Genomic DNA, 23,363 nt, shown 5'->3' on the forward strand with positions numbered 1-23,363 from the left:
TTCCATATATGTCAGCCTAATCTTCCCAGGATCATAAAGGAAATGATCAGACCATAGAGAGCAATACCTTCTGCCATGGCAACGAAGATCATAGACTTACCAAACAGAGAGCCGTCTTCGCTGATCGCACCCAGAGCTGCACTTGCAGAGCTGGCAACGGCGATACCAGAGCCGATGCCGGAAAGACCTGTAACCAGAGCAGCGCCCAGATATCCAAGGCCTTCTGCCAGACCGGAACCTGCAGCGTCTGTAGCAGCCTGAGCGCTTACAGTTCCGCCGAACATAACGATAGTGCCCACCAGAAGGGTTCCGAAAAAGAAGAAGCAGTTGGCTGCCAGAGATTTTTTGTAACGTTTTTTGTTTTTCTCTCCCAGGAAAAATGCTCCAAAGGGAACGATGATGCTTAAGATCAAAGCTGCTGCAATAGTGATTTGGATAATAGTTGTCATAATATAAATCCTCCTAATATTTTCTGTTTTCTATTGAGACCTATGCCTGGTCTGATGAACCTTTGCGGTTTACACGTTTTAAGAAAGGACGGAATTCCTTTCCGCTGCCCTTGTAGAAGCGGCTGAACATTTCGTAGTATTCCAGACGGAGTACCTGGATTCCTACGATCAGGCCCTCCATAGCGCATACAAAAAGATTTCCCAGAACGATGATGAGCCAGTTTGTACTGCCGCCCCCTTCTGCGCCAGCCAGCATAAGGACAACGCCCATCATGGCTGCGTGGCTTACGGCGAAAGCTCCGATACGCACAAAGGAAAGAGTATTCGAAAGAAAACTCAGCATAATTTCAAAAAGTTCAAAGAAACTCTGCACAAAGAACATAGGCTTGCTGCCTTCAATGGCAGGAGTTTTCTTCTCTGCCAGCCGGGTAATGGGCTCCTTCAGCATGATTATGATCAGAGGAACCGCGAAAAGTACCACCAGCACTGCAGCTGCAGGAAGTGGATTTCCTGTGAGCAGCAGGATTGCAGAAACGGTCAGAGTTCCGTAGAATATCAGCCCGCACACCGCATTCTGGTCAAACCAGGTACCTTCCACATCTTTAGCCTTAACAGCATTTATAATGTGGAAGACCATAGTCAGCAGGATCAGGAACATACCAAAGATAATGGCTGCCACGAAGATAGTGTTCATATTTCCAAGTCCCGGGACCAGGGTCATGGCCTCTGCAGGCCTTAGCCACAGGGCGTCTATGATATCCTCGAATCCAAAGACGCTGCCGAACATAAATCCGAAAAAGGTGGAAAAGATACCGGCGGTACCGATAATAGCTGCCAGATCTAAATGTTTCTTCTTATATAACAGGAATCCTCCGATTGCTAAAAGAAGGCCCTGGCCCACATCCCCAAACATAACGCCGAAGATAAAGGAATAAGTGATCGCCACAAAAACAGTAGGATCTAATTCATGATAATCAGGAAGTCCATACATCTTCACATACATTTCAAAAGGCTTGAAGACTTTAGGGTTTTTCAGCTTTGTGGGGGGCTTGCAGCTTATTTTGTTTTTATCATCTTCTACCACGCAGAAAAGGTTAGGGTCATCTTCAATATCCTTCATAAAGGCAGAGGCATCTTTTTCTGTCATCCATCCGCATAATATATAGAAGGTTTCCTGATGCTCTTTTACACAGGCGGCTACTTTCCGCACGTCAAAGTTTGTGGATAGAGCATTTAAGGCTGCCTGAGCGGAAAGGATCTTTGAAGCGTCTCTTTCCAGAAGCTTTTGAATCTCATCCTGCCGGCTGTCGTACTCTCTGCGGAGATTTTCCAGTTTTTTCTCATACTCCGCGCAGAGAGCCTGAGGCGTACCATGATAGTAATCTTTCTTTAAATAGGTACGTTCAAAGTGCATGGAAGAGAATACGGCGTCTACTTTTTCCATTTTGGTCCAGAGAACGAAATACAATCCCCAGACATAATCGGAATCTTCCCTGCAGGGATAGAACATGGTGTCCAGGTCGTCATATACATAGGTTTTGAATTTCTCATAATATTCCCTTTGGATTCTTCCAAACCGTACCTGGACGAAACGATAATGGACCAGTTTATCCACATCTTCAGGCAGAGAAGAAAAAGGGGAGAGACGGTTCAGATCCTCAGCAACAGAGGAACGCTCCGCCATAATGGCATCACATTCCTGACGCAGCTTTGAAATCCTTTCTCCCAGGGAGTCCAGCAGGGGCTGGATTTCTTCCAGAGAAATATCCTGAATAGGGATATTTTTTGTGCTTCCCAGCAGGCTGGCAAATTCATTTACCTTTGCCAGCAGATCTCTGTAGGGATTGATCTGGATATAGGGAGATAAATGCTGGACCTGAGTAAGCTGGGCCATGGCATTTTCCAGATGGATTTCATATTTGGAAAGATAATCGTTTACCACCCGGTCAATATCCGTCTTAGGTCCCGTAATACTCAGGAACTTCATCTTCTCGATCATGTAATCACCTCCGAGTTCTTACGTTTTATGAATATAATCCAGTGTCTCAGCAGGCGAAAGTCCATAACGGACACATTCTATGGCCGTGGTCAGCCTGTCTACTTCGTGTTCCTTGTGATAAAGATAAGAATATATCACAATTACTGAGTGTGGATAATTCCTTGCCTCTTTTTCTATAATTGTTTTCAGATTCAGATTATAGAATTCTTCCAGTTTTTCCGGGGCAAGTTCGGGAAAACGTTTTTTGTAATAAGTGGTATCCAGGGCCCGGCGGAATTCTTCCAGGTCGGAAGCCTCCACCAAAGCAGTAATGTCATTTTTTGAGAGCCGGTAGTGCACCGGAATCAGCAGTGCATAGATATCTGCCGGCGACATATGATAATATTTTTTTGAGCGGTAGATCCACTGAAGATTCAGCATGTCAAATTTATTGCCGTAGGCAGTGGTAATCTCCGCAAGATCCCTTTTTTTGAACAGCTTCTCCTTTACCGACCAGATATTGGCAAAGTAGTACTGATCCAGAGCCATACCATAGTCAAAGAGAGAAGGGGTGAAATCATTGCTCAGCTTTTTTAAAGGGGCATAGTATTCTGTACCCTTCAGCTCTTCTACAAAGCTCTCTATGGCAGGGGCTTCGCTAAGCCTTTCGATATTCAGCTTCGAGTGCTGGTCAAAAAAGGATTTAAAAATAGAGAGATCCAGCTCGCCCCGTCCTTTATCGAATACCTTCCGCAGACAGTCTTTCATAATAGCAATCTCGTATCTTTTAAAATAGAGTTTCATGAAAGTCCTCTGTTCAGGATTAGCAAAACGGTATAGTTTGGCAAAATTTTGATGGACGGTGTGAAGGAGGAGCTTTTCAATGTCTCCTCTGTGAAGGCTGTTCTCATCTAAATCTGCCCATAAATCGGAAAATCCAGGCTGCTTTTTCAGATAGGCCATTACCTGGGGAACAGAGTCCATCTGAGCGATTTCCTGAAACTGGGACTCGCCGACAAGCTTGCTCTGCATGGCCCGGATTTTAGTGGACAGACCGCTGTAAGAAAGCAGATTTCCCATAGTCTCACATCCTTAATATTCGGTTATATATTTGAGCAGCCAGGTCTTTATGGTGTTCCTCATAGTGGTCCTCCATCTGCTTCAGTGTACGGGCTGTTTCAGATTCCTGATGAGAAAGCTTTTCCTTCATCCGGACTTCCAGCTCTTTCCTGATACTGGCTGTCTTTTTTTGGGTTTCTTCGTCTATGGCCCGGTCAAAATCCTGAACTGCCTGGTCATATTCCAAAGCCAGCTGTTTCTTCTGTTCCGACACATCATCCATGATGTGAGAGGCAGCAGCTTCTATTTCAGCCAGTTTGTTGATGATGTCTTCCATAGAATTTCCTCCTCGTAAATTACTACCACTTATCATACACCATTTTTAGAGAAAAGTCATATAAAATCCAAGGAAAAAACAGGAAAAAACATAAAATTGCATCAACAAATCAGAAAAGAAAAGGGGTAAGGCAGGAATTCGGGAAATGTACTTGAAATACCCATGGAAAATCATGTATACTCTTTTTTGTAAATAAGGAAAGGCAGGAATACCATGAGATTAAGAAACATACCGGGAGCGAAAGAAACCATTGAAAATAATAGATTTGTAGTTCATGAGCTTCAGGAAAAGAGGGGAAACTGGAAAGAGGTTTTTGGGAACAGCAATCCCATACATATAGAGGTTGGAATGGGAAAGGGCCGATTTCTTATGGAAATGGCGGATTTGAATCCGGAAATCAATTATCTGGGGATCGAGATGTATGACAGTGTTCTTCTCAGGGCTGTTCAGAAAATGGAAGAAAAGGCGGAGGAGGGAACTGCTCCGGAAAATCTCCGTTTTATCCGGATGGACGCCAGGGAACTCCCGCTGATATTTGATAAGAATGAAATAGATAGAATTTATTTAAACTTTTCTGATCCCTGGCCTAAGGAACGCCACGCTAAGAGGCGGCTTACTTCCCGGCAGTTTTTTCAGCGGTATGACCAGATTTTGGCTCCCCGTGGGGTAGTGGAATTTAAGACAGATAACCGTCCTCTCTTTGAGTTTTCTCTGGAAGAAACAGAGGAAGCAGGATGGAAACTTATGGCTCATACCTTTGACCTCCACCATGACCCGTCTATGAACGAGGGAAATGTTATGACAGAATATGAAGAGAAATTTTCCTCTATGGGAAACCCTATCTATAAAATGATCGCCGGGCGTTAATGTATCGGGTAATCAGTCTCTGATACAGTATTCCAGATAAGCAGGTCAGATATCCAGGACCTTTCTTCCTCTGATATCATATATTATAAAGAAGATCTTTTTGGGGGGAATTTATGGGGAAAAAGAAAGGCGGGCTGGAGAATGCCCTGTTTCAGTGGGCTTACCAGAACCGGAAGGCTGGTACACGAGCAGCAGAAATCCTCAAATCTATAGAAGAGACAGAAAAGATTTTAGAAAGTGTAAAATTCAAAAAAAGAGGATGAAAATAAAAAATTAAAAAAATATAAAAAAAAGCTTGCATTTTGTAAAAGCCTGAGTTATAATATCTCTTGCGTTAAGGAAAACGCAAAAAAACATAAGAGATGCGCCTTTAGCTCAGTTGGTAGAGCAGTAGACTCTTAATCTATTTGTCCAGGGTTCGAGTCCCTGAAGGCGCAGTTAAAGCACTGTTTTTGAGGCCGTAGAGCTTCGGGGACGGTGTTTTTTTGTTTTGAATTTACATAGATTTGAAAGAACCATAATATGTTTCAAACATTCTTGTGCTATTATAAATATGCAGCCACAGAATCAATGTCTGCAGGCCGTAGGAAAAACAAAGATCCGGCAGGCCTGCAGGCAGAAAAAAGGCATAAAACAGGCTGTGTTTATTCTATAAAGAAAACAGCGAGGTGTTTGAAATGAGAAAAGAAAGAAGAAACCGGAAGCAGATGAAATATGATCTTATGCGCAGCTATTCAGGAATGGAAGCTAAAGTCAGCCAGAAGGCAAAAGATATTTTCAAAAGAAAACCCTACGCTGTTGCCCATTAGACTCAGCTTAGTTTTTGGCTGGGAAAATTAAAATAAGAATATAAGGGAGTGCGCCCTATTAGGCAAAGACAAAAGGTATGCTTTGCGTGGGCCGCTCCTTTTTTATTATATAAAAGTCCTTGGGCGCCAGATGAGCATAAATGCTCGCGTGGCTTTCTACTTTATGGTATAATAACATCTACTCTGGGTGGGGAGAAGGGGAAGGGAGGATTTTTACCATGAATGAAAAGACAAAATATCAGCTTATGAAAAACAGAGAGCTATTAAAGGGATATCAGAAAAGTGATGCAGGAGAGGAGCCTACAGATCAGCAGCAGAAACTGCCTGGGCCCAGGCCTTTAAAGGAAAAACTTGGGCGGGGAGAGATATCTTTGCCAAAGGACTTTGGAGAACTTTCCATAAACGGGAATTTTCTGGAACTTGTCACAGGGAGAAAGAGCAGAAGACAGTACAGGGAAGAGACTCTTACTCTTCTGGAACTGTCTTACCTTCTGTGGACAACCCAGGGCGTCCGGAATATGGCGGGACATAAAAATCCGGTAACTTTCCGGAACGTACCCTCTGCAGGCTCCAGACATCCTTTTGAAACCTACCTGTTTGTCAGCAGTGTAGAGGGGCTGAAAAAAGGAATTTATCATTACCTTCCGGAAAACCACCGGCTGGAACTTTGGGAAGACCGGCAAGATTATGAGACAGAGCTGACTCAGGCGCTATGTGGACAGTTTTTTGCAGCTTCCGCTCCTGTGGTTTTTGTCTGGAGCGCCCTTCCTTACAGGACCGAATGGCGTTATGGACAAAAAGCGGCAAAATATATTCTTCTGGATGCAGGCCACATATGCCAGAACCTATACCTTGCCTGTGAGTCTATTGGATGCGGTACCTGTGCCATAGGCGCTTACGACCAGGAGTGCCTGGATGAGCTTTTGGGTTTTGCACCAGGACCCTCAGGGGAAAAAGACTATGAATGTACTGTCTATGCGGCGCCAGTAGGCAGGAGAAAGGAAGAAGAATGACTTATCTGATTACTTTTTTAGAAGGCCTGATCACATTTATATCACCGTGTCTCCTTCCAATGCTTCCGGTATATGTGGCATATTTTGCCGGGGGGAGAAGCGGACAGGAGAAACGCTCTCCCTTTTGGAAAGCCCTGGCTTTTGTGCTGGGCTTTACAGTAACTTTCGGAGTATTGGGAGCGTTTGCAGGAACAATAGGAGGCCTCCTCAGGAGATATCAGACAGAGGTGAATCTGGTCTGCGGATTGATGGTAATTATTTTTGGTCTGAACTTTCTGGGTGTGCTCAAACTGAATCTTTTTAAAGGGACTGGCGGTATGGGACAGAATACAGAGATGGGGATAGTCTCTACAGTCCTTTTTGGTATTGTATTCGGCCTGGGATGGACACCTTGTATTGGGGCATTTCTGGGCTCGGCGCTGATGCTGGCATCTTCACAGGCCTCCTGGGGACAAGGAATTTTGCTGCTTTTATGCTATTCGGCAGGTCTTGGAATTCCTTTCCTCATCAGTGCAGTGCTGATACAGAAGTTAAAGACTACTTTTGACTGGATAAAAAGCCATTATGGAATAATCAATAAAATTTCCGGAGGTCTTTTAATCCTGGTGGGAATACTTATGATGACCGGGTTGATGAATCAGTATCTGGCTTTGGTAAGCTGAGGAAGGAGCGGATATGAACGCAAAACAGAAATGGATAATGGGAGCAGTGGCTTTTTTTCTGCTGCTGGTGATCGGGGCATTTGGCTATCAGGAACTTCAAAAGGAAGCAGAGCGTCAGCGGGAAATGGAACTGGCCAAGCAGGAAGAGGATATGAGTGCAGAAGACGCTTCGGGAGAAATAACAGAAGATGAAAACCAGTCTCAGGAGGAAACTGCAGAATACGCAGACGCGCCGGATTTTACAGTGTGGGATCAGGAAGGAACCCAGACCAGTCTGAAAGAAATTTTAGAAGGAAAACCGGCAGTGATCAACTTCTGGACCAGTAAATGTCCGCCCTGCCGGGAAGAAATGCCAGATTTTGAAGAGCTGTACCAGGAACTGAAAGATCAGGTCCAGTTTATTATGGTAGATGGAATAGGCTGTATGGGCGAAACAGAGGAATCTGGCCGAGCCTATGTAGAAGAACAGGGATTTTCCTTTCCGGTATATTATGACAAGGAAATGGATGCAGTGATAACCTACGGAATCCAGGCTTTCCCTACGACCTATATTCTTAACAGCAACGGAGAGCTGGTGACCGGAGGAAGCGGTATGATATCCAAAGCCACACTGCAGGAACTCTTAAATGAAGTAGTGGAATAAAACAGAAAAAGGATAAACAAAAAGAAAGAGCTGGAACATTAATCAAAATCGAGGATATTTATACATTATTCCTGATATAGGATCAATGTGCCAGCTCTTTCTTTTGGCTGTGGTATCTGAAAAATCTGCTGTAAACAGCAGGATATCGTGTTTTTGCTGATACAGAGAATACTTCCAGGATTTTTACTGGAGCATAGAGGCCAGTACCTGGTTTACTACTTTCCCTTCAGCGATTCCTTTGACCTTAGGCATAAGAACTTTCATAATCTTGCCTTTGTCTTTTGCGGTAGGAGTCTCAATGGAAAGTTCCGCCAGAACGCCCTGGATGACTTCTCTGATTTCTTCTTCACTGAGCATTTTAGGAGCAAACTCTTCATAGACAGCAATACGTTTTGAGCATTCTTCTATAATGTCTGTTCTGTCTGCAGGTGTCATTTCCAGAGTTTCTTTTGTCTGCTTGATTTCTTTTAACACAACTTCATTTTCTTCTGCCTCGGTAAGGTCTTCCCTCTTGTCAATGGCTTTGTTCTTCAGGGCTGCCAGCAGCATGGACAGGGAATCCTTCCGGTCTTTATCCTTGGCTTTCATGGCTTCAACCATGGCTTTTCTTACATCATCAATTTTACTCATATCTGAACATCTCCTTTTTTCTAACTGATTATAAGTATACCATTTCTTCGGAACGAGTCAATGGATGGAGAAAAATTCTACTTGATGCGGAGAAGATTCCAATGAAAATAAGCAGCCAGAGAGCGGACAACTACAGTGACAGCCATTCCAAGGACAGTTCCTGCGGCCTCTCCCATGGAATTGCTGCATACCACACAGGTAATGCCTCCGGCAATGGCAGCACTGGCATAAATTTCTCTAACCAGTATATAAGGAGTTTCTCCAGCCATAATATCTCGCAAAACACCGCCTCCTACACCGGTAAGTACGCCAATGAAAATAAAGAAAAAAGCATTATCCTGAGAGATTATCCGGGATGCAGTCTGAATTCCTACTACAGTGAAAATACCAAGTCCTAAAGTATCGCACCAAAGCATGATTTTGTCATAGTACCGGTTTTTAATTCTGGATTGTAAAATTTCCGGATTCGTATAGACGATGGCAAAAAGCATAGTAGAGGTCAAGATAGAGAAAAGGATATATACTGGCTGGGAGAAGGCGGCAGGAGGAGTTACTCCTAATATGATATCCCGCATCATTCCTCCGCCTACGGCAGTGGTAGCGCCGAGAACATTTACTCCGAAAATATCCATTTTTTTCTCAATGGCAGTCATGGCTCCTGAGGAGGCAAATGCTATCGTGCCAATAATTTCCAGAAAAAATATAAATGTATCCATAAAAAGCTCCTTTTGTAAAAGCAATATATTACACCGCGGACCATTATATCACATAGGATAGGCAGGATTCAATTTATGATTGTATTAAAAAAGGGAAAAATTGTAATCATGATACATACAGTTCAGAATTGCGAAAAAGAGGAAAGGATGTTATGATAGACCATAAAGCCGGTTTGGAATAAGATGAGGTGGAAATATGGGAGAGAAATATGTCAGAGAGTATACGATATACTGCCCAAGAACACAGCAGCGGGGAACTCACAAGGTAGAGTATGCAAAAGCTACCTGTACAAGGGTTCCAGACACAATGCTGCATTTTTTGTGCAGCGTAAATGGTAAGTGCAAGGACTGTGAGGGAGACTATCAGGATTAAGAAAGGCTGCAGTATGAAATTCTGGCAGAAAGAGACGGAGGAGCCCCGCTGTGCAGAAGATCATACTGCAGTTTTTTTTGACCTGGAGAAGCTTTTTGGCAGTCTGACGGGAAAGGAAGATATCCAAGTCGTAAATTTGTAGGGGAGTTCTGTGGCCAGGGCAAAGGTAAGCAGAACACAGAATCCCAGCAGCAGGCCTGTCTCTACAGGGAAATCCACTTTTTCCAGAATACGGCTGTCTTTTAAAATGCTGTATACAAGGCCGTGAAACAGATAAATCGGCATTGTACGGACGCCCAGGATGGAATAAAAATGCTGCTTCCTGGGGATGAAGGCACAGAGGGCAAAAATCGCCAGAAAAGAAATTCCATAGCAGACCAGACGGATGAGAAGTCCCCAGCCATTAGTCAGCCCCATGTCTTCGTAGGAATATCTTCCATAGAAAATAAAAGGAGTCAGTTCCTGACCTGTAATCAGGACCCAGCCGCCCAGAAGTCCGGCCAATGAGGCAAGGCCTACAGTAAAAGCTTTCCAGTGTCTGCGAATGGATTCAAACCAGCTTTCCTGAAAATAATATCCTGCCAGAAAAAAAGGATAGAAAAATAAGGTCCTGGGAATGCTGAAAAAGTTTCCCAGCTGAGTAAATCCAATGAGCAGCCCCCCAGTAATGGCAATGAACAGGTTTCCGGGAATCTTTTTAACATAAGGAGTGGCAATTCTCCAGAAGAACAAAGCCATCAGATACCAGAGGGAAAATTTAGGACGGTTAAAGTACAGGCCAGTTTCTTTGTGAATGACAAATACATATAAAAAATAATAGAGCAATTCAAAAACAAAGTAAGGAATTACCAATTTTTGTATGAGCTTTTCCAATCCCATATCTTTTTTGGAAAAATAGCCGGATATAAAAATAAAGGCTGGCATATGGAAAGAAAAAATAATCCATTTTAAAACAGTAAGAAATAAAGTGTTTGTATAACAGGGCTCAATGAAATGGCCAATGACTACCAGCAGAATAAGAAAAGCTTTATAATTATCTAAAAAGTAATTACGGGATTTTGTTGACATAATCTTCACTTTCATATTATTATATTGAATATTATATTTAACAAATATGAAATTAATTAGTAATTTTTTCTTCTGATTTCGGAAGTATCATACACCGTTTTTATGGAGAACGCAAATAGAAAAAAAGTCTGAAATCCCAGGTGATTTTAGGTGAATTTTCACATATTAGGAAAGGAGGAAATTATGAGCGAACGCCGCAGAAGCAGCCAGAGAAGAAGGAGGCAGATGGAGGAAGAAAGACTCAGAGAAGAGGAAAGGCGAAGGAGGATTGCCAGAGCAAGAAGACGCCGACAGGTTATTCGCCGCCGTCGGATGATGGCACTTGGAGGAGTGCTGCTGCTTTTGATTATTATCGTGGCAGCGGCTGTTACTATAAATAGAAGGAACCAGGAAAGAAAACAACAGGAGGAAATCGAGAGACAGAAGCAGGAAGAAGCAGCGGCTCAGGCTGAGGAGGAGAATAATACTCTTCATATCACAGCTGTGGGAGATAATCTGATCCATGAGGCTTTTATTGAAGCAGGAAGAGACAATGACTGGAATTTTGATTTCCTATATGAAAATATCAAGGATGACATTTCCTCTGCGGATCTGGCTTCTGTTAATCAGGAAACACCTTTGACAACAGATCACGAAAATGCAGCAGGATATCCGGACTTTAATACGCCGTCTGAAGTGGCAGATGCTTTGGCAGATGCTGGATTTGATATTGTTACTCAGGCGACGGAGCATGCTTTTGACCAGGAGGAGACGGGAATTGAAGATACGATTTCTTACTGGGAAGATAAGCATGAGGATATAACGCTGCTGGGAATACATAACAGTGAAAATGACTCCAGATATCAGATTATCCAGGAGAAAAACTTTAAAATTGCTGTTATGAACTATAGCACCATGTTAAGTGAGAATCACTCTATCCCTGAAGAATCTTCGCATATGGTTGATATTTATTCGGAAGAAAATGCTCAGGCGGACCTGGAGGCTGCAAAGGAAGAGGCAGATGTGGCGATTGTATATCTCCATGGAGGCCAGGATGAGTCAGCGGAGCCGGAAGAAAGACTTAAAGAGAGAGTACAGTTCCTGGCTGAGCAGGGTGCGGATGTGATTATCTGCTCCCATCCTCATATTTTAAAGGGATACGAAAAAATAGAGAAACCTGACGGGTCAGAAACTCTGGTATACTATTCTCTTGGAAATTTCGTCAGCGATCAGGCTAGCCTGGATAACCTTCTGGGAGGAATGGCAGACTTTACCTTGAAGAAAAACGGTGACGAGATAACTATTGAAAGTTATACAATGATTCCTCTGGTCATGCATTATAATTCGGATTATACAGAGTGTACCGTATATAAGCTGGAAGATTATACAGAAGAGCTTGCCCAGGAACATGGTATTCATGAGGAAGATCCGGAAGCAGAATTTACGGTTTCTGCTTTGGAAGAAGCCGCAGATGAAGCCGGGGAACTTCAGACAGAATGGGATTTCCAGACAGACAGTTCTGACGGGGAAGACAGCAGCGGCTCAGACAGCAGTTCAGACAATAGCTCAGGAAGCAATTCTACAGATAACACGGACAGTACTTCTGGCAGATATAATACAGAGGAGAGTAACAGCGGCAGTACTTCCGGAGGATATAATACAGAAGAGAGCGACAGCGGCAGTACTTCTGGAGGAGACAGTACAGAAGAGAGCGACAGCGGCAGTACTTCCATTGGATATAATACAGAAGACAGTGGTACTAACAGTAATTCTGAGGAAGACAATACATAAGAGAGCGACACCAGCAGCCCCAAAAAGAGCTAACGTCAGACTGGTATAAAAACAGAGGCCTTTCCGGAAACACAAAAAGATACGTTCCGGGAGGGCCTCTGTCTCAGAATTGCCCTGTACGTGTGGACATGCAGAGTCAGGACTTTTTAGAAGAGTCTTTGGCAATGCAGTCAGGAGAAAATGGCAGAATAGATTTGTAAGAATCCAGCTGTCCCCTGGATTGAGGGAGAGAAGGGATAAGACCTGTTGCCTCGGTAGTCCCGCATCCGTCCAGGTCTCTGGCGGAAGTTGCTTCTACGTTGTATTTATCTTCCTCAGGGCGAGATTTTTCTTTCATGAAATGGACCTCCTTTTGTGAAATAAGCTTATTTTAGGATTTCCATAAGAAAAAAATATATACAGGAGAAATGAAACATGGGAAAACATAAAGAAAAAGAAATCAAGACAAACGCCATGAGAATTTTGGAAAAAAACAAGATTCCATACGAAACCATACAATATGAGTGTGAGGAATTTATAGACGGGCTTCATACAGCCCAAAAGACAGGAGCTCCTGTAGAGCAGTCTTTCAAAACCCTGGTGGTACAGGGAAAAAGTAAAGAGTACTATGTTCTGGTGATCCCTATTGCAGAAGAGATCGATCTGAAAAAAGCGGCCAGAGTGCTGAAAGAAAAATCTATCGAAATGATACATGTGAAAGATATCACCAATGTAACAGGGTATGTAAGAGGCGGCTGCAGTCCCTTGGGGATGAAAAAGCAATATCCGACGGTTATCCACCAGTCTGCCCTGAAATACGGAGAAATCTATATCAGCGGAGGCCGGATAGGCACTACTTTAAAATTGAACCCGGAAGCTCTCGGCAAAGCAGTAAGGGCAATCTTTGAAGACATCATTGTCTGAGGCGGGAAAAGGGTTAAAGCTGGAAGGATTCTTTTATAATCTCAGCCAGGAACTGATGACCAAGCTGGGTGAGATGGATTCCATCTGTAGTAACCGCGTCGTAACCAAGTTCTTCAATTTTCTGATTTAAAGGCTCCTGGGTAGGGATAAAGCGGGCACCGTAATTCTTCGCCAGTTTATGAATGTTTTTTGCCATTTTTTTCTGCCAGGGAATCCAATCCTGGTACTTGTCGCCCTTGGAAAAAACGAAAGGTTCCAGGGTGATGACCTTTGCTGTAGTTTCTCTGGACAGATCGAAAAGCATTTCATGATAGGAACGAATACTGTCCTCCAGAAGGTATAGCTTATCCTGCCAGGAAGCCTGAGAATGGACGATCATGCCAATATCATTAATCCCTACTAAAATACTTACATAGTCCGGACGCAGAGAGATACAGTCATGATGTAAGGTCCGCGCCACCCGTTCGGTTATATAACCGTCTACGCCACGATTTACAATATTCCAGTCTGTATCTGAATCCTTTATTGCCTCTGCAAGTATATTTACATATCCATACCCCAGCTGATTTGGGGAGGCCTTTCTCTCGGCATCTGTAATACTGTCACCTAAAAACACAATGATTCCCATAACATACTCCTCTTTATCCTCAGAAAGGATAGCATACTCCTTTCACCTATTTTAACTGAAAATTCCCAGTATTGCAAACGCTAATTTTCAGCAGGCTCTGGAGAAAGTGGAAAACCAGGTGTTGTATAGCGAAATTCTTCTTTTGCAAAGGCAATGATATCGTTATTTTTCAGAAGTTTTCTTTCTTCAGGGGCCAGAGAAACGCCGTTAATCCGGGTCCCATTTTTGGAATTTAAATCAACCACATAGCAGTTCATCCCTTCTCTTAGGATTTTGGCATGTATTCTGCTGACGGTAGCCTCGTCCAGAAAGATATCCGCAGAATCACTCCATTTTCCCACAAGAAGGCTGTTTTTTTCCAGCATAAAGGTTTTTCCAGCGTTTTTTCCTGTTCCGACGAGAGAGGGATAGAGGGAAACTTGATTTTCCAGCAGAACTGTGGGAGACTCCCAGACGGTTTTCTCCGGCTGCTCCAGATTTCTTCCTTTTTCAGCTTTTAAAGGAGGAAAAGCAGAAGTCGGGAATTCCTCTATTTCTTTTTCTATAGAATGTTCAGAAGATTTTTGTAGGCTCTTAATTTTTAGGGGAGTTTTTGATAATGGTTCGGGTGTTCCTTTTTTTCTAAGCAGCAAAAAATAGATAAGTATCCCAAGTCCAATACTGGCTGACAGAATTAAGAGAAGAATAATAATCCAGAAAAGAGGCAGAAGACGGAAATGCCAGAGAAAGAAAATGAGTATACACAGAAAGAGTATGCCGCACACAGCGGCAAATATCCTATGGGAAGCAGATTCTTCTTCCTCTTCATTATAGAAATCGTCTAACAGTTTTTTGCGGATTCGTTGGGTTTCTTCGTCTGCTTCTGTTTCAGCAGAAGGAATTTGAGGCTCAGGAGATTCTTTCTCCGGATTTGATGGAGATGAATCATATAGAAGTTCTTTTATTGTACGGGGATAGATGTTGTCTTCTGCAGCCTCTTTGTAGACTCCGTAGCCCAGGGAGACTGCACTTTTATCGCTGTGATTGATTTTAGGGAGCAGATATTCAGCCAAAAGTTCAAATCCATATTTTTCCCTGGCTACCTGGAATGGAAACCAGATGAACTGATAGTCACCTGTATGCATATTTCTGTAAATATAAGAAGGAGCCAGAAGAAGATAGTCCATATCTAGAAGATATTCATCCAGAGCGTCACAAACTCTGAGCCAATTCTCCAGGAGCTTTTCCAAGTCCTTATGGGAAAACTTCTCTTTCATAAAAAGATTTTCCAGAGATTGGCAGCCGGTGATATCATAAGAGAAATGTTCTTCTCCGTTTAGCCGCTGTACTTTACAGGGAATCAGTCCAGGAATGGAATTTTCAAGAAAGATGGTTTTCTGATAACTTTGGCCTGCTGTTTGGGAATCTTCCAGAAGAACCAGACAACTGATCCCGCGGCTTCTTTTGTAGCTTACATCCATAGTCATCACACTCCTTCTTAGGGGGCTTTTACCGCTTCTATAACATTTCTGGCTTTTTCTACTTTTTCAATAAATAATACAGGCCGGATGACCTTGCTTTTTAGAACCTCATTTTGCTGCCATCTGAGATTCCGGAAAGGAAGTTTTACGGTATGAGAAAAGCTCGCTGTAATTTCCCGTTTACTTCCAGTAACAGAAAAGTAGTTTCCTTGGTTCCTGAGTCGTTGGGCCGCTGCTTGAACACCGTCTCCCGTTTTGTATACAGCAGAGGCACTGCCATATGCGGATGCCTCTGCCAATGCTGCGGTATCCCGTACCCGGCTGTAAGTGCCTATAATGAGGAAAAGAGAAGAAAAAATTACCAGCAGCCAGACTCCGCTGAGAAGAGCCATTTCTACAGTAAAACTGCCACTATATTTCTTTTTTATTATTTTTCCAGCCAAAAATATCCACCTGCCATTCCTGTAAATAAAAAGGGGATAAAAGGAATCCGAAAGCCTTTCTTTCCCCCACAGCAGAAAAAAACTAAAACGGATGTTAAAAATACCCCCAGCAGTCCTGTAAACAATACCCCCAGAGATTCCCAGAAACCCAGAGATATTCCTATGAACAGAAGGATTAGGCCGTCTCCATAACCAATAGCTTCTTTTGTAACTTTTGCTATAAAAAGAAGAAATAATCCAGGCATCAGTCCAAGAAGACTTTTTTCAATGAGAGAAAATGTATCCTTTTCAATAGTTAAGATATCCCATAAACAGACTGCCAGAGACAGAAAACCATAAATTTTCAGCTTCCATAGAGAAACCTCTTTTTCTTTTATGTCCTGTATGCTGCAGAAAGCAAGCATAGTCATATTTATCATCCAGCCTAAATTCATATGATCCTCCTTTTCAGTTCTGAGAACTGCATCTGGTGCAGATATTCAGACCCTGTGCCTCTGATTCTTTTACTGCAGTTATGATTCTGGTCAGACCGCTGCAGTTTTTTGTGCTGTGATAGCGGTTTCCCGTTCTTGTGATATAGACGAAATTCTGAGAGGAAGTGCTTTCCATGCATTTTTCGCAGGGATGATAATGTTCTCCGTATTGATTTGCCCTTTCCTCAATACCTTTCTTATCCACGCGGCTTATGGAAAGTGCAAGATGGGTACAGGCAGGAGAAGTGTGATAAACGCTTTCCCACTGTGTGATATAGACCAGATTTTCTGAAGAAACAGGCATTCCAGGATTTCCGTGATATCCGGTCCAGGCCTGAGCCTGAGCTTCTACATGGATTTTCACAGGGAAAAACCTGAAAAAGCCCCCTGGACCGGAATAGAAAAAGAAGGCTTTCAGAGTAACGGTTTCATTTTGAAATCCTGATCCCAGAAGATAGATGCCGTTTACGCCGCCTTGGATTCCAGGAAGAGCTTCTCCTTTTAACACATTTCTTACTTTTTCTGTGCCATAAGCCATACAGACAGCATCTGTCACAGCGCCTACAGGTGAACTGCTGTCCTCTTCTGTACAGTAAGCGTACATCCCCAGTTCCTTTGCTCCTTCGCAGAGGGCTGTCTGTATCAGCATATTAATCCTGTATAGATCCAGGATACATGCCAGCAAGGTAATAGTAAGGAAAAAGAGAGGCAGAACAAAAGCACTTTCTGCTGTTAAACTTCCTTTATACCGAAGAGAGCTGCCCTCCTTTCTGTTTTTATACTTTCTTTTTGACAGAATGTCCATGTTCTCCCTCCTTTTACATATCGTAAGTGTAGAATCGTTCTCCCTGCCACTGCTGTCCTTCGGGCCCGGAAATCAGAAAATTCATGGACACAGCATCAAGGCAGGCATCAAAGGAAAAATTTGCCCGTCCCTCTTTGGCACGGATATTTTGTTCCATCATATCCATGCATCGGAAAGTCAGTCTATCTTCAGAAGAGAAGGATAGGAGAAGAAAGAGATAGTCTCGGTAATCCAGACCGGCAGAAGCAGAAGAAGCATCTTCTGTGCTTAGATGATTCAGGTGGGTTTTCCAGGAACCATTGTCTTTAGTCAGAGGAACCTTGCCGCCTGACAGCAGGGTTTTTACATCACAGATGCTTTCAATATAGGCCCACCCTGCGGCAAGGACACCCTGTACCAGAGTCATACCTTCAGGAATCAGCAGGAGGAGAGAAAGGGCAGAGGCACAGGCCTGAAGTTCTGCCCGCTTCTGGGGATCTGTATAGAGAAAGGCAATATTCGAAGCTTCTCTTATGAGCAGCAGCCGATTTACCACGTATTGGAGATTTTCACGGTCAGTATCTTTCCCGCCCAGCACATATTCCACCTGGTATTCCAGGGGGCCTGGATGTGATTCCTGGGTGTAAAAACTGAGACTGTCCAAAATATATTCCTGTATAAGCAGTTTATCGGTTACGGCACTTTTCCCCTGAGACAGGGGAAGAGCCCCCATGCCCTGTTCCAGCTCTCTGAAGGACAGAAGAGATTCTGCCTCCACAGATTTTTCTGAAACAGTTCCTCCGTCAGGAAGAACAAGCCCCAGGAATCCGTGGCTGCGGATATTTTCTATTATTTCCAGAGGATTATTGGAAGGAGAAATGTCTTCCATGGGAACTTCTTCCTCAATGGGAGCTTCTTCCAGTCCTCCTTCTTGAATTTCCTCCTGTTCTTCCATAGCTTCCACATTTTGATTAAACCTGTCTTTTATAAGCTGTATCCCTTTAGTCCCCAGATTATCTTTCATATAGCGGAGAATCTGAGCCTTTACAGCTTCTCCTTTGCCGTCAGAGGCAAGGCGGAAACCAGTTATACCGCATGTATCCAGCTCACAATTTGTGAGACCAGAGGAGAGTATAGGCAGGGCAAAAGTTTCTGTCTGTGCGATGACTTGTGCAAGATTAGGGCGGCTATCCCCATAACCGGAGTCAAGGAAAAACAGATGATAATCTTCTAAAAGATCCCGGTCATACTGAGCGAAAAGAGAATACATGGCAGCACCCATGGCGTTTGCAGCCTGGGCTCTGGCACAGGAAACTCTGGAAGACTGGATACATGCGGCCAGAAGAGAAATGATTACCAGGAGCAGAAGGCTCATGGCACAGGTCATACTGCCTTTTGTTTTCATAGATATGTCTTTCACCCCTTGTCTGTAAATTGGCTAAATACTGTTGCTCTGACTTGTGATCTTTGAAAGAATATTTTCTACCAGACTGGTGAGCTGTTCCTTGAAAATAATCACAAGACCAATTAAAACCACCAATATCAAGATGATTTCCACAACGCCTACAGCGTCTTCGTCTTTCCATAAATTTTTCAACAGAGTCATTGTGTATACACCTCCTCAGATTTATGATTTAAAAGAAATTTAGAAATGCTGGCACCATCAGTATGATGAGAACCACTATAAGCTGAAGGATCATAGGGAGAAGCAGTTTAGTAGAAGCCTCTTCTCCCTGTATCCTGGCTCTTCGGAGACGATCCTCTCCTGCGGAAACGGCTTCTCTTTCCAAAAGCTCCAGAATACTCTGATTCCCTTTTTTCAAATTCTGCACCAACAGAACAGACAGAACTTTATACTCTGCAAGGCCGCAGCGCCTGCCTAATCTTTCATATGCATCTTTTTCATATATCCCTCCTTTCAGTTCCCGGCAGGTTTTTACAATCTCTTCATATGCCCAGCGGGTTTCTGTAAGGGAGGCTTCTTTTCTTTTCATATAATCCGCAGCAAGCTTTTCAACGGACATTCGTATACTGAGCCCAGCTTTAAGATAAAGAATCATTTTTTGAATAATATCAGGATAGTCCCGCTGCATTTGCTGTGTCTTTTTGAGCTGTGTTTGCTTTTCACGCTCTTTGGACAGAGGAAAAATTCCAAGGCCCAGGAGAAGAGATAAAATCCATATCAGCCAGCTGTCCCGGCTTTCCAGGCGCTGATATGAAACCTCCTGTCCCTGCACAACCGATGGAAGAAGAAGCTCCTTCTCAGAGCTGCTGCTGATATTTTCAGCCTCCTGCTGGACCGCCTTTTCTAATTCTTCAGCAGGGGAAAGGGCAGGAGGAAAAACCAGGACAGACTGTTCCCAGACGTTTTCAGTTTCACCCAGAGAAAGGGTACATCGAATAGTTACCGGGCTGCCTTTGGGAGAAATATGTTCTCCCAGATGTCCGTTCCAGGAAAGCAGATCTGGAGAATTGGTGCTCCAGAAAAGCTGTACAGGATTTTCTGGGATTTCTGAGGGAAATAGCAGGTCTTCCCCTATGCTGCCTTCAGAACCGGTATTTTCTTGAAACCATTGGGACAGAAAAGAATAGGCCTCTTTCAGAAAGGTTTCCACTTGAATCTGGGTATACTTCTGCTCTTCGACGGTTACCTGTATTTCTTCGGTACCTTGAGGCGTATGTATTTTTAAAGTTTCCTCATAAGCGCCTTCTCCCCAGCCCTTCCGGGGAAGTGAATGGGTATCAGTTTCCCTGTTTTCCTGCAGGAACATTCCAAGGCCTATAAGACCGCCGGAAAAAATAGTCAAAAAAGACAGGATGAGTTCTTTTTTTCTTTTTTTCGGAAATTTAAACTTCAATATCCACCAGCCTTTCTCCCCACCGATAAGCTAGGAGATAAATTCCAAGACAGAGGGTCATGATACAGATACCTGCCGGATTTCCATAAAGAACAGACAAAAGAGAAGGGGAGGTAAACTGCATATAAAGGATAATTCCAATAGGGATTAGGCTCATGACTTTTTGCTCTAATATTCTAGAAGCAAGCATGGACTGGATTTCTTTTTTTACATCCATCTGCTCTTCCAGGGAAGAGATACAGTTCTGGAGGACTTTTCGCATATTTCCGCCCATTTTTCTGGATTGAAGAAGGATTTGAGAGAAGTTCTGGATATCTTCAATGCCGGTTCGGATGCCTAAATCTGTCAAAAGCTTATCGATAGATGCCCCATGTTCCAACTGGACTTCCATATAGTAAAATTCCAAAGTCATTTCCCCTTTCTTTCCGTAAATCTTTTCCAGATCCTTTCGAGCTTCTTTTATGGAATTTTCGATAGAATAACCGGCGGAAATACTTACCTGGAGAGCAGCCAGAGCATCTCGGAACTGAATCTGAAGATGCTTTTTCTGCTTCTTTTGCTCCTGCTTTTTCCGCCCCCTGATATACCACAGACAAAGAGGCCAGAGGAAGAGAAATGCCAGGAGATTCTTATAAAACAGATAGTTGACCCCCAGGCAGAGAAGCAGAGACTCGCCTGCAAAGCGCAGCCATTTCTGCCATGAAAATTTAGAGTAATCAGATTTCTTCATAAATAATGCCCGCCTTTTCAAATTTTTCCCGGTGAAGAAGACTACCTGTTCTAATCAGCTCTTCATTCCTTATAAAGAGGGGGTTCAGCTCTACTTCTTCGCCTGCCATGCCTTTTACCTCGGCAATCTCCAGTACCTTACGGCTTTTATCCTTCAGTCTTCCCAGATGGACAAAAAGGTCGAATCCAGAGACGATCTGCCTGCGGATTACGGGAATAGGAAGCTGGATTCCCATTAACGCCATAGTTTCCAGTCTGCTGACCATGTCCCAACAGGTATTGGCATGGAGTGTGGAGAGACTTCCGTCATTGCCTATATTTACAGCTTGGAGAAGCTGGGCGGCTTCTCCGGAACGGACTTCTCCCACTATGAGCCTGCTGGGGCGCATGCGGAGACATGTTTTCAGAAGATCTGCAATGGTTATTTCCTGAGACTTTTCAATATTTGCCTGTCTGCATTCCAGTCTGACCAGATTAGGGATTCCCTGTATCTGCAGCTCTGCGTTGTCTTCAATAGTTATGACTCTTTCATCATTAGGGATATATTGAGACAGTGCATTCAGAAAGGTAGTTTTTCCGGAACCGGTGCCTCCCCCTATCAGTATGGTGTATCCAGCTGTGACTGCTTTCTCCAGAAAACACGCAGCCTCTGGTGTAATACTGCCTAAATTTAAGAGTTTTTCCATGGTTATAGGCTCCTTTGGGAATTTGCGGATGGTCAGAACAGGTCCGTCAAGGGCAACCGGAGATATAACTGCGTTGACACGTTCGCCTCCTGGAAGCCTGGCATCTACTACGGGCTGAAGAGTATTGATCACCCGGTTGCATCTGGAAGCAATCTGACTAATAACATCTTCCAGTTTTTCGGGGGAGGTAAAAGTTTTGGGCCAGAGAATCAGATGGCCTTCCCGCTCGATAAAAATCTGATCCCAGCGGTTCACCATGATTTCAGTGATCGTATCATCTTCCAGCAGCTCTTCCAGCACGTCCATTTTTCTCAGAGAACGGAACAGTTCTTTTCTCAGTTCTTCCATACGCTTGAGAGAAAGATAGAATTTTTTCCGCTCCTCCAGCAACAGCTCATCAATAATATTCAGGACTTCCTGATCTGAGGTTTCCCATGTATTTTCCAGCTTTCGGGCCAAATCTGACCGGATTTTGGAAAAAAGCTTTTCAGATTTATCCAAGGGGCCCTTTCACCTCCAGTATTCTTCGCACTTCTGCACCCCATTTTCCATGGAGGAGACTTTTGGGAAAATCCGGATTTTTTTCTGCGCAGGGAGCAAAAGAAAGATGGAGTTCCGTGATTTTTTCCAATAAACTGTCCGATAATACTTCTGCCATATTCTTGAATTGCTGTATTTTATACTGTGATATCCAATCCTCTAAAACCGGCATATAAATTTTGTCGCAGAGCTCCAGCATTGAGAATAGCTGATCTGCACCGTTTCCTATATCCAGTACCAGCTGTTGGTAACTGCTTTCCTTTTCCAGGAATTCAAAAAGTGCTGTCCACTCCTGGAAACTTATACCTCTGAGATCCTCAAAAGAGGAGACTGGTGAGAAGTAGTCCAGGTTTCCCCAGCTTTGAATAAGAGTATCCAGAGCAGGTTTTTCTCTGCCTGTACGAAGGCAGTAGAAGAAATCGCTGAGATTTTCACAGTCTGCTTCATGAATAGATTTCTGCCAGCCAGAAAAATCTTCCATGTTGATATACAGGGTATTTTTCTGCTCTCCCAGAATTTGGCCCACGGTAAGGGCAAAGAGTGTTTTTCCACATCTTCCCAGAGGAGAATATATTCCTGCCATCCCAAGCTTCTTTTTATATCCCAGCTCAAGTTCGGTGGGAGGGGATTCCTGACAGTATGTCATTACTTCACGGACAAGGCTTTCGGCAGACTGATATTTATATACATATCTGTCTTCTCCAGCTTCAGATTCTTTTTCTGAGGAGAGTATGATCATATGAGGAATCTGAAGTTTTTGCACCTGATCAGTTAAATTTTCCTTTGCGATCAATAAAAATCTGGGACAGTTTTTTTCAGCATATTGACACAGCTTTTCAGAATCAGTAAAAGCCTCTGCCCGAAAGGGGAATTTTTTTCTGGCGTTTAAATAGTCTGCAAAATTTCCAGCGTATCCCGCTTCAGAATCACAGACAGCAATCATATCTTTTTTCAATAGCAGCCTCCTACAAATAAGATGATTCCCGTAAAAATAGGAACAGTGAAATGGTAATTTTCAGGCCTCGGCCCTTTCTTTCTGTAATTTTCTCTAACTCTTTTTGTCCTGTATCCGGAGAAGTAAGAAATAAAATAAGAAATGCGTTCTTTCAGATTCCCACAGAGGATAAGAAATGCCAGAGAAAGGATACCTCCGGTAAGAAATGTAAAAAACAGAAGCTTCACAACTGCAGGATAACCCAGGATGCCGCCCAGAACAGACAGAAGCTTTATATCTCCGCCGCCGAGCATGCCAAAATAATGCAGAGGAAGGAGACAGATCAGAGGAAAAAGGAAACCGGAAAGAAAGTCCAAGATTCCCCCTGGGCCAGAGTGGAAAATCCAGAAGAAAAGACCTGTGCCAAATCCCAGGCAGATCAGCCGGTTATCCACCTTTTCCTGTAATACGTCCATAAATACCCCTCCGCCGGCAATGGTTATAAGCAATATATCCCGGACGGGCACTTTATCACCTCTTTTCTTTTATAT

Annotated in this window: 29 protein-coding genes and 1 tRNA gene; 10 read left to right on the plus strand and 20 right to left on the minus strand. The window is 43.4% G+C overall.

Features of this window, described 5'->3' with window-relative positions; translation table 11 throughout:
- Nucleotides 1-11 precede the first annotated feature (11 nt).
- Genes B5G00_RS04980 through B5G00_RS04995 form a run of 4 tightly spaced genes read right to left on the minus strand, consistent with a single transcriptional unit; the run spans nucleotide 12 to nucleotide 3,823 of the window.
- Nucleotides 12-449: an ATP synthase subunit C gene (locus tag B5G00_RS04980; RefSeq protein ID WP_087269436.1), complete on the minus strand. Its 438-nt coding sequence runs from the start codon at nucleotides 447-449 to the stop codon at nucleotides 12-14.
- Nucleotides 450-489: 40 nt separating this feature from the next.
- Complete coding sequence (locus tag B5G00_RS04985; RefSeq protein ID WP_087269439.1) at nucleotides 490-2,448, minus strand: V-type ATP synthase subunit I; 1,959 nt, start codon at nucleotides 2,446-2,448, stop codon at nucleotides 490-492.
- 18 nt (nucleotides 2,449-2,466) lie between these two features.
- Complete coding sequence (locus B5G00_RS04990; protein WP_087269442.1) at nucleotides 2,467-3,507, minus strand: V0D/AC39 family V-type ATPase subunit; 1,041 nt, start codon at nucleotides 3,505-3,507, stop codon at nucleotides 2,467-2,469.
- A 4-nt stretch (nucleotides 3,508-3,511) separates the two neighbouring features.
- The gene (locus B5G00_RS04995; protein WP_087269445.1) at nucleotides 3,512-3,823 is read right to left on the minus strand and encodes a hypothetical protein; all 312 of its coding nucleotides are present in this window, start codon (nucleotides 3,821-3,823) and stop codon (nucleotides 3,512-3,514) included.
- Between the two features lie 213 nt (nucleotides 3,824-4,036).
- Between B5G00_RS04995 and trmB the strand changes: the two genes are divergently transcribed.
- The 7 genes from trmB to B5G00_RS05020 all read left to right on the plus strand — a co-directional run bounded on the left by trmB (nucleotide 4,037) and on the right by B5G00_RS05020 (nucleotide 7,817).
- Nucleotides 4,037-4,690, plus strand: coding sequence for a tRNA (guanosine(46)-N7)-methyltransferase TrmB (gene trmB, locus B5G00_RS05000; protein WP_087269448.1), 654 nt, complete (start codon nucleotides 4,037-4,039; stop codon nucleotides 4,688-4,690).
- Nucleotides 4,691-4,803: 113 nt separating this feature from the next.
- Nucleotides 4,804-4,953 carry a hypothetical protein gene (locus B5G00_RS18985; RefSeq protein ID WP_164496686.1) on the plus strand — a complete coding sequence of 50 codons (150 nt, stop codon included), beginning with the start codon at nucleotides 4,804-4,806 and terminating at the stop codon, nucleotides 4,951-4,953.
- Between the two features lie 101 nt (nucleotides 4,954-5,054).
- Nucleotides 5,055-5,127: transfer RNA gene (locus tag B5G00_RS05005), tRNA-Lys, on the plus strand.
- A gap of 240 nt (nucleotides 5,128-5,367) precedes the next feature.
- Nucleotides 5,368-5,499: a hypothetical protein gene (locus B5G00_RS19490; RefSeq protein ID WP_275532362.1), complete on the plus strand. Its 132-nt coding sequence runs from the start codon at nucleotides 5,368-5,370 to the stop codon at nucleotides 5,497-5,499.
- 218 nt (nucleotides 5,500-5,717) lie between these two features.
- Complete coding sequence (locus B5G00_RS05010) at nucleotides 5,718-6,512, plus strand: SagB/ThcOx family dehydrogenase (RefSeq protein ID WP_087269451.1); 795 nt, start codon at nucleotides 5,718-5,720, stop codon at nucleotides 6,510-6,512.
- Nucleotides 6,509-7,174: a cytochrome c biogenesis CcdA family protein gene (locus tag B5G00_RS05015; RefSeq protein ID WP_087269454.1), complete on the plus strand. Its 666-nt coding sequence runs from the start codon at nucleotides 6,509-6,511 to the stop codon at nucleotides 7,172-7,174. Before B5G00_RS05010 ends, B5G00_RS05015 begins: the two co-directional genes overlap by 4 nt.
- 13 nt (nucleotides 7,175-7,187) lie before the next feature.
- Entirely contained in the window at nucleotides 7,188-7,817 is a 630-nt protein-coding gene (locus B5G00_RS05020; protein WP_087269457.1) for a TlpA family protein disulfide reductase, read from the plus strand.
- A 183-nt stretch (nucleotides 7,818-8,000) separates the two neighbouring features.
- On the opposite strand, the gene B5G00_RS05025 is transcribed toward B5G00_RS05020, so the two are convergent.
- Both B5G00_RS05025 and B5G00_RS05030 read right to left on the minus strand, forming a co-directional pair.
- A complete protein-coding gene (locus tag B5G00_RS05025) occupies nucleotides 8,001-8,447 on the minus strand; it encodes a GatB/YqeY domain-containing protein (protein WP_087269460.1) in 447 nt (148 codons plus the stop codon).
- 77 nt (nucleotides 8,448-8,524) lie between these two features.
- Nucleotides 8,525-9,163 carry a trimeric intracellular cation channel family protein gene (locus B5G00_RS05030; protein ID WP_087269463.1) on the minus strand — a complete coding sequence of 213 codons (639 nt, stop codon included), beginning with the start codon at nucleotides 9,161-9,163 and terminating at the stop codon, nucleotides 8,525-8,527.
- 196 nt (nucleotides 9,164-9,359) lie between these two features.
- On the opposite strand from B5G00_RS05030, the gene B5G00_RS18865 reads away from it, so the two are divergent.
- Nucleotides 9,360-9,536 carry a hypothetical protein gene (locus B5G00_RS18865; RefSeq protein WP_158229615.1) on the plus strand — a complete coding sequence of 59 codons (177 nt, stop codon included), beginning with the start codon at nucleotides 9,360-9,362 and terminating at the stop codon, nucleotides 9,534-9,536.
- A 60-nt stretch (nucleotides 9,537-9,596) separates the two neighbouring features.
- Here B5G00_RS18865 and B5G00_RS05035 read toward each other — a convergent pair whose 3' ends face one another.
- On the minus strand, nucleotides 9,597-10,604 hold the full coding sequence (locus B5G00_RS05035) for an acyltransferase family protein (protein WP_087269466.1): 1,008 nt from the start codon (nucleotides 10,602-10,604) through the stop codon (nucleotides 9,597-9,599).
- A 183-nt stretch (nucleotides 10,605-10,787) separates the two neighbouring features.
- Here B5G00_RS05035 and B5G00_RS05040 point away from each other — a divergent pair, with 183 nt between their 5' ends.
- Complete coding sequence (locus B5G00_RS05040; RefSeq protein WP_087269469.1) at nucleotides 10,788-12,374, plus strand: CapA family protein; 1,587 nt, start codon at nucleotides 10,788-10,790, stop codon at nucleotides 12,372-12,374.
- 136 nt (nucleotides 12,375-12,510) lie between these two features.
- On the opposite strand, the gene B5G00_RS05045 is transcribed toward B5G00_RS05040, so the two are convergent.
- Entirely contained in the window at nucleotides 12,511-12,711 is a 201-nt protein-coding gene (locus tag B5G00_RS05045) for a GTPase (RefSeq protein ID WP_087269472.1), read from the minus strand.
- Between the two features lie 77 nt (nucleotides 12,712-12,788).
- Between B5G00_RS05045 and ybaK the strand changes: the two genes are divergently transcribed.
- Complete coding sequence (gene ybaK, locus B5G00_RS05050; RefSeq protein ID WP_087269475.1) at nucleotides 12,789-13,277, plus strand: Cys-tRNA(Pro) deacylase; 489 nt, start codon at nucleotides 12,789-12,791, stop codon at nucleotides 13,275-13,277.
- Between the two features lie 13 nt (nucleotides 13,278-13,290).
- On the opposite strand, the gene B5G00_RS05055 is transcribed toward ybaK, so the two are convergent.
- The 12 genes from B5G00_RS05055 to B5G00_RS05110 form a co-directional block, all read right to left on the minus strand.
- Nucleotides 13,291-13,905 carry an SGNH/GDSL hydrolase family protein gene (locus B5G00_RS05055; protein ID WP_087269478.1) on the minus strand — a complete coding sequence of 205 codons (615 nt, stop codon included), beginning with the start codon at nucleotides 13,903-13,905 and terminating at the stop codon, nucleotides 13,291-13,293.
- 80 nt (nucleotides 13,906-13,985) lie between these two features.
- Nucleotides 13,986-15,365, minus strand: coding sequence for a DUF6382 domain-containing protein (locus tag B5G00_RS05060; RefSeq protein ID WP_162613484.1), 1,380 nt, complete (start codon nucleotides 15,363-15,365; stop codon nucleotides 13,986-13,988).
- 17 nt (nucleotides 15,366-15,382) lie between these two features.
- Nucleotides 15,383-15,808, minus strand: coding sequence for a hypothetical protein (locus tag B5G00_RS05065; protein WP_242971284.1), 426 nt, complete (start codon nucleotides 15,806-15,808; stop codon nucleotides 15,383-15,385).
- Entirely contained in the window at nucleotides 15,793-16,242 is a 450-nt protein-coding gene (locus B5G00_RS05070) for a prepilin peptidase (RefSeq protein WP_087269484.1), read from the minus strand. Before B5G00_RS05070 ends, B5G00_RS05065 begins: the two co-directional genes overlap by 16 nt.
- A gap of 13 nt (nucleotides 16,243-16,255) precedes the next feature.
- Complete coding sequence (locus tag B5G00_RS05075) at nucleotides 16,256-17,086, minus strand: hypothetical protein (RefSeq protein ID WP_087269487.1); 831 nt, start codon at nucleotides 17,084-17,086, stop codon at nucleotides 16,256-16,258.
- 13 nt (nucleotides 17,087-17,099) lie between these two features.
- Nucleotides 17,100-18,470, minus strand: coding sequence for a DUF5702 domain-containing protein (locus B5G00_RS05080; RefSeq protein WP_087269489.1), 1,371 nt, complete (start codon nucleotides 18,468-18,470; stop codon nucleotides 17,100-17,102).
- Nucleotides 18,471-18,503: 33 nt separating this feature from the next.
- Nucleotides 18,504-18,671, minus strand: coding sequence for a Flp1 family type IVb pilin (locus tag B5G00_RS05085; protein WP_087269495.1), 168 nt, complete (start codon nucleotides 18,669-18,671; stop codon nucleotides 18,504-18,506).
- A 28-nt stretch (nucleotides 18,672-18,699) separates the two neighbouring features.
- Nucleotides 18,700-19,923, minus strand: coding sequence for a type II secretion system F family protein (locus tag B5G00_RS05090; RefSeq protein ID WP_242971285.1), 1,224 nt, complete (start codon nucleotides 19,921-19,923; stop codon nucleotides 18,700-18,702).
- Nucleotides 19,913-20,653: a type II secretion system F family protein gene (locus B5G00_RS05095; RefSeq protein ID WP_087269498.1), complete on the minus strand. Its 741-nt coding sequence runs from the start codon at nucleotides 20,651-20,653 to the stop codon at nucleotides 19,913-19,915. Before B5G00_RS05095 ends, B5G00_RS05090 begins: the two co-directional genes overlap by 11 nt.
- The gene (locus tag B5G00_RS05100; RefSeq protein WP_087269501.1) at nucleotides 20,640-21,839 is read right to left on the minus strand and encodes a CpaF family protein; all 1,200 of its coding nucleotides are present in this window, start codon (nucleotides 21,837-21,839) and stop codon (nucleotides 20,640-20,642) included. Before B5G00_RS05100 ends, B5G00_RS05095 begins: the two co-directional genes overlap by 14 nt.
- The gene (locus B5G00_RS05105; protein ID WP_087269504.1) at nucleotides 21,832-22,833 is read right to left on the minus strand and encodes a hypothetical protein; all 1,002 of its coding nucleotides are present in this window, start codon (nucleotides 22,831-22,833) and stop codon (nucleotides 21,832-21,834) included. Before B5G00_RS05105 ends, B5G00_RS05100 begins: the two co-directional genes overlap by 8 nt.
- Nucleotides 22,830-23,339: an A24 family peptidase gene (locus B5G00_RS05110; RefSeq protein ID WP_275532363.1), complete on the minus strand. Its 510-nt coding sequence runs from the start codon at nucleotides 23,337-23,339 to the stop codon at nucleotides 22,830-22,832. Before B5G00_RS05110 ends, B5G00_RS05105 begins: the two co-directional genes overlap by 4 nt.
- Nucleotides 23,340-23,363: the final 24 nt, after the last annotated feature.

It is taken from the genome of Blautia sp. An46, from assembly GCF_002161645.1.
GTDB classification, from domain to species: domain Bacteria; phylum Bacillota; class Clostridia; order Lachnospirales; family Lachnospiraceae; genus Blautia; species Blautia ornithocaccae.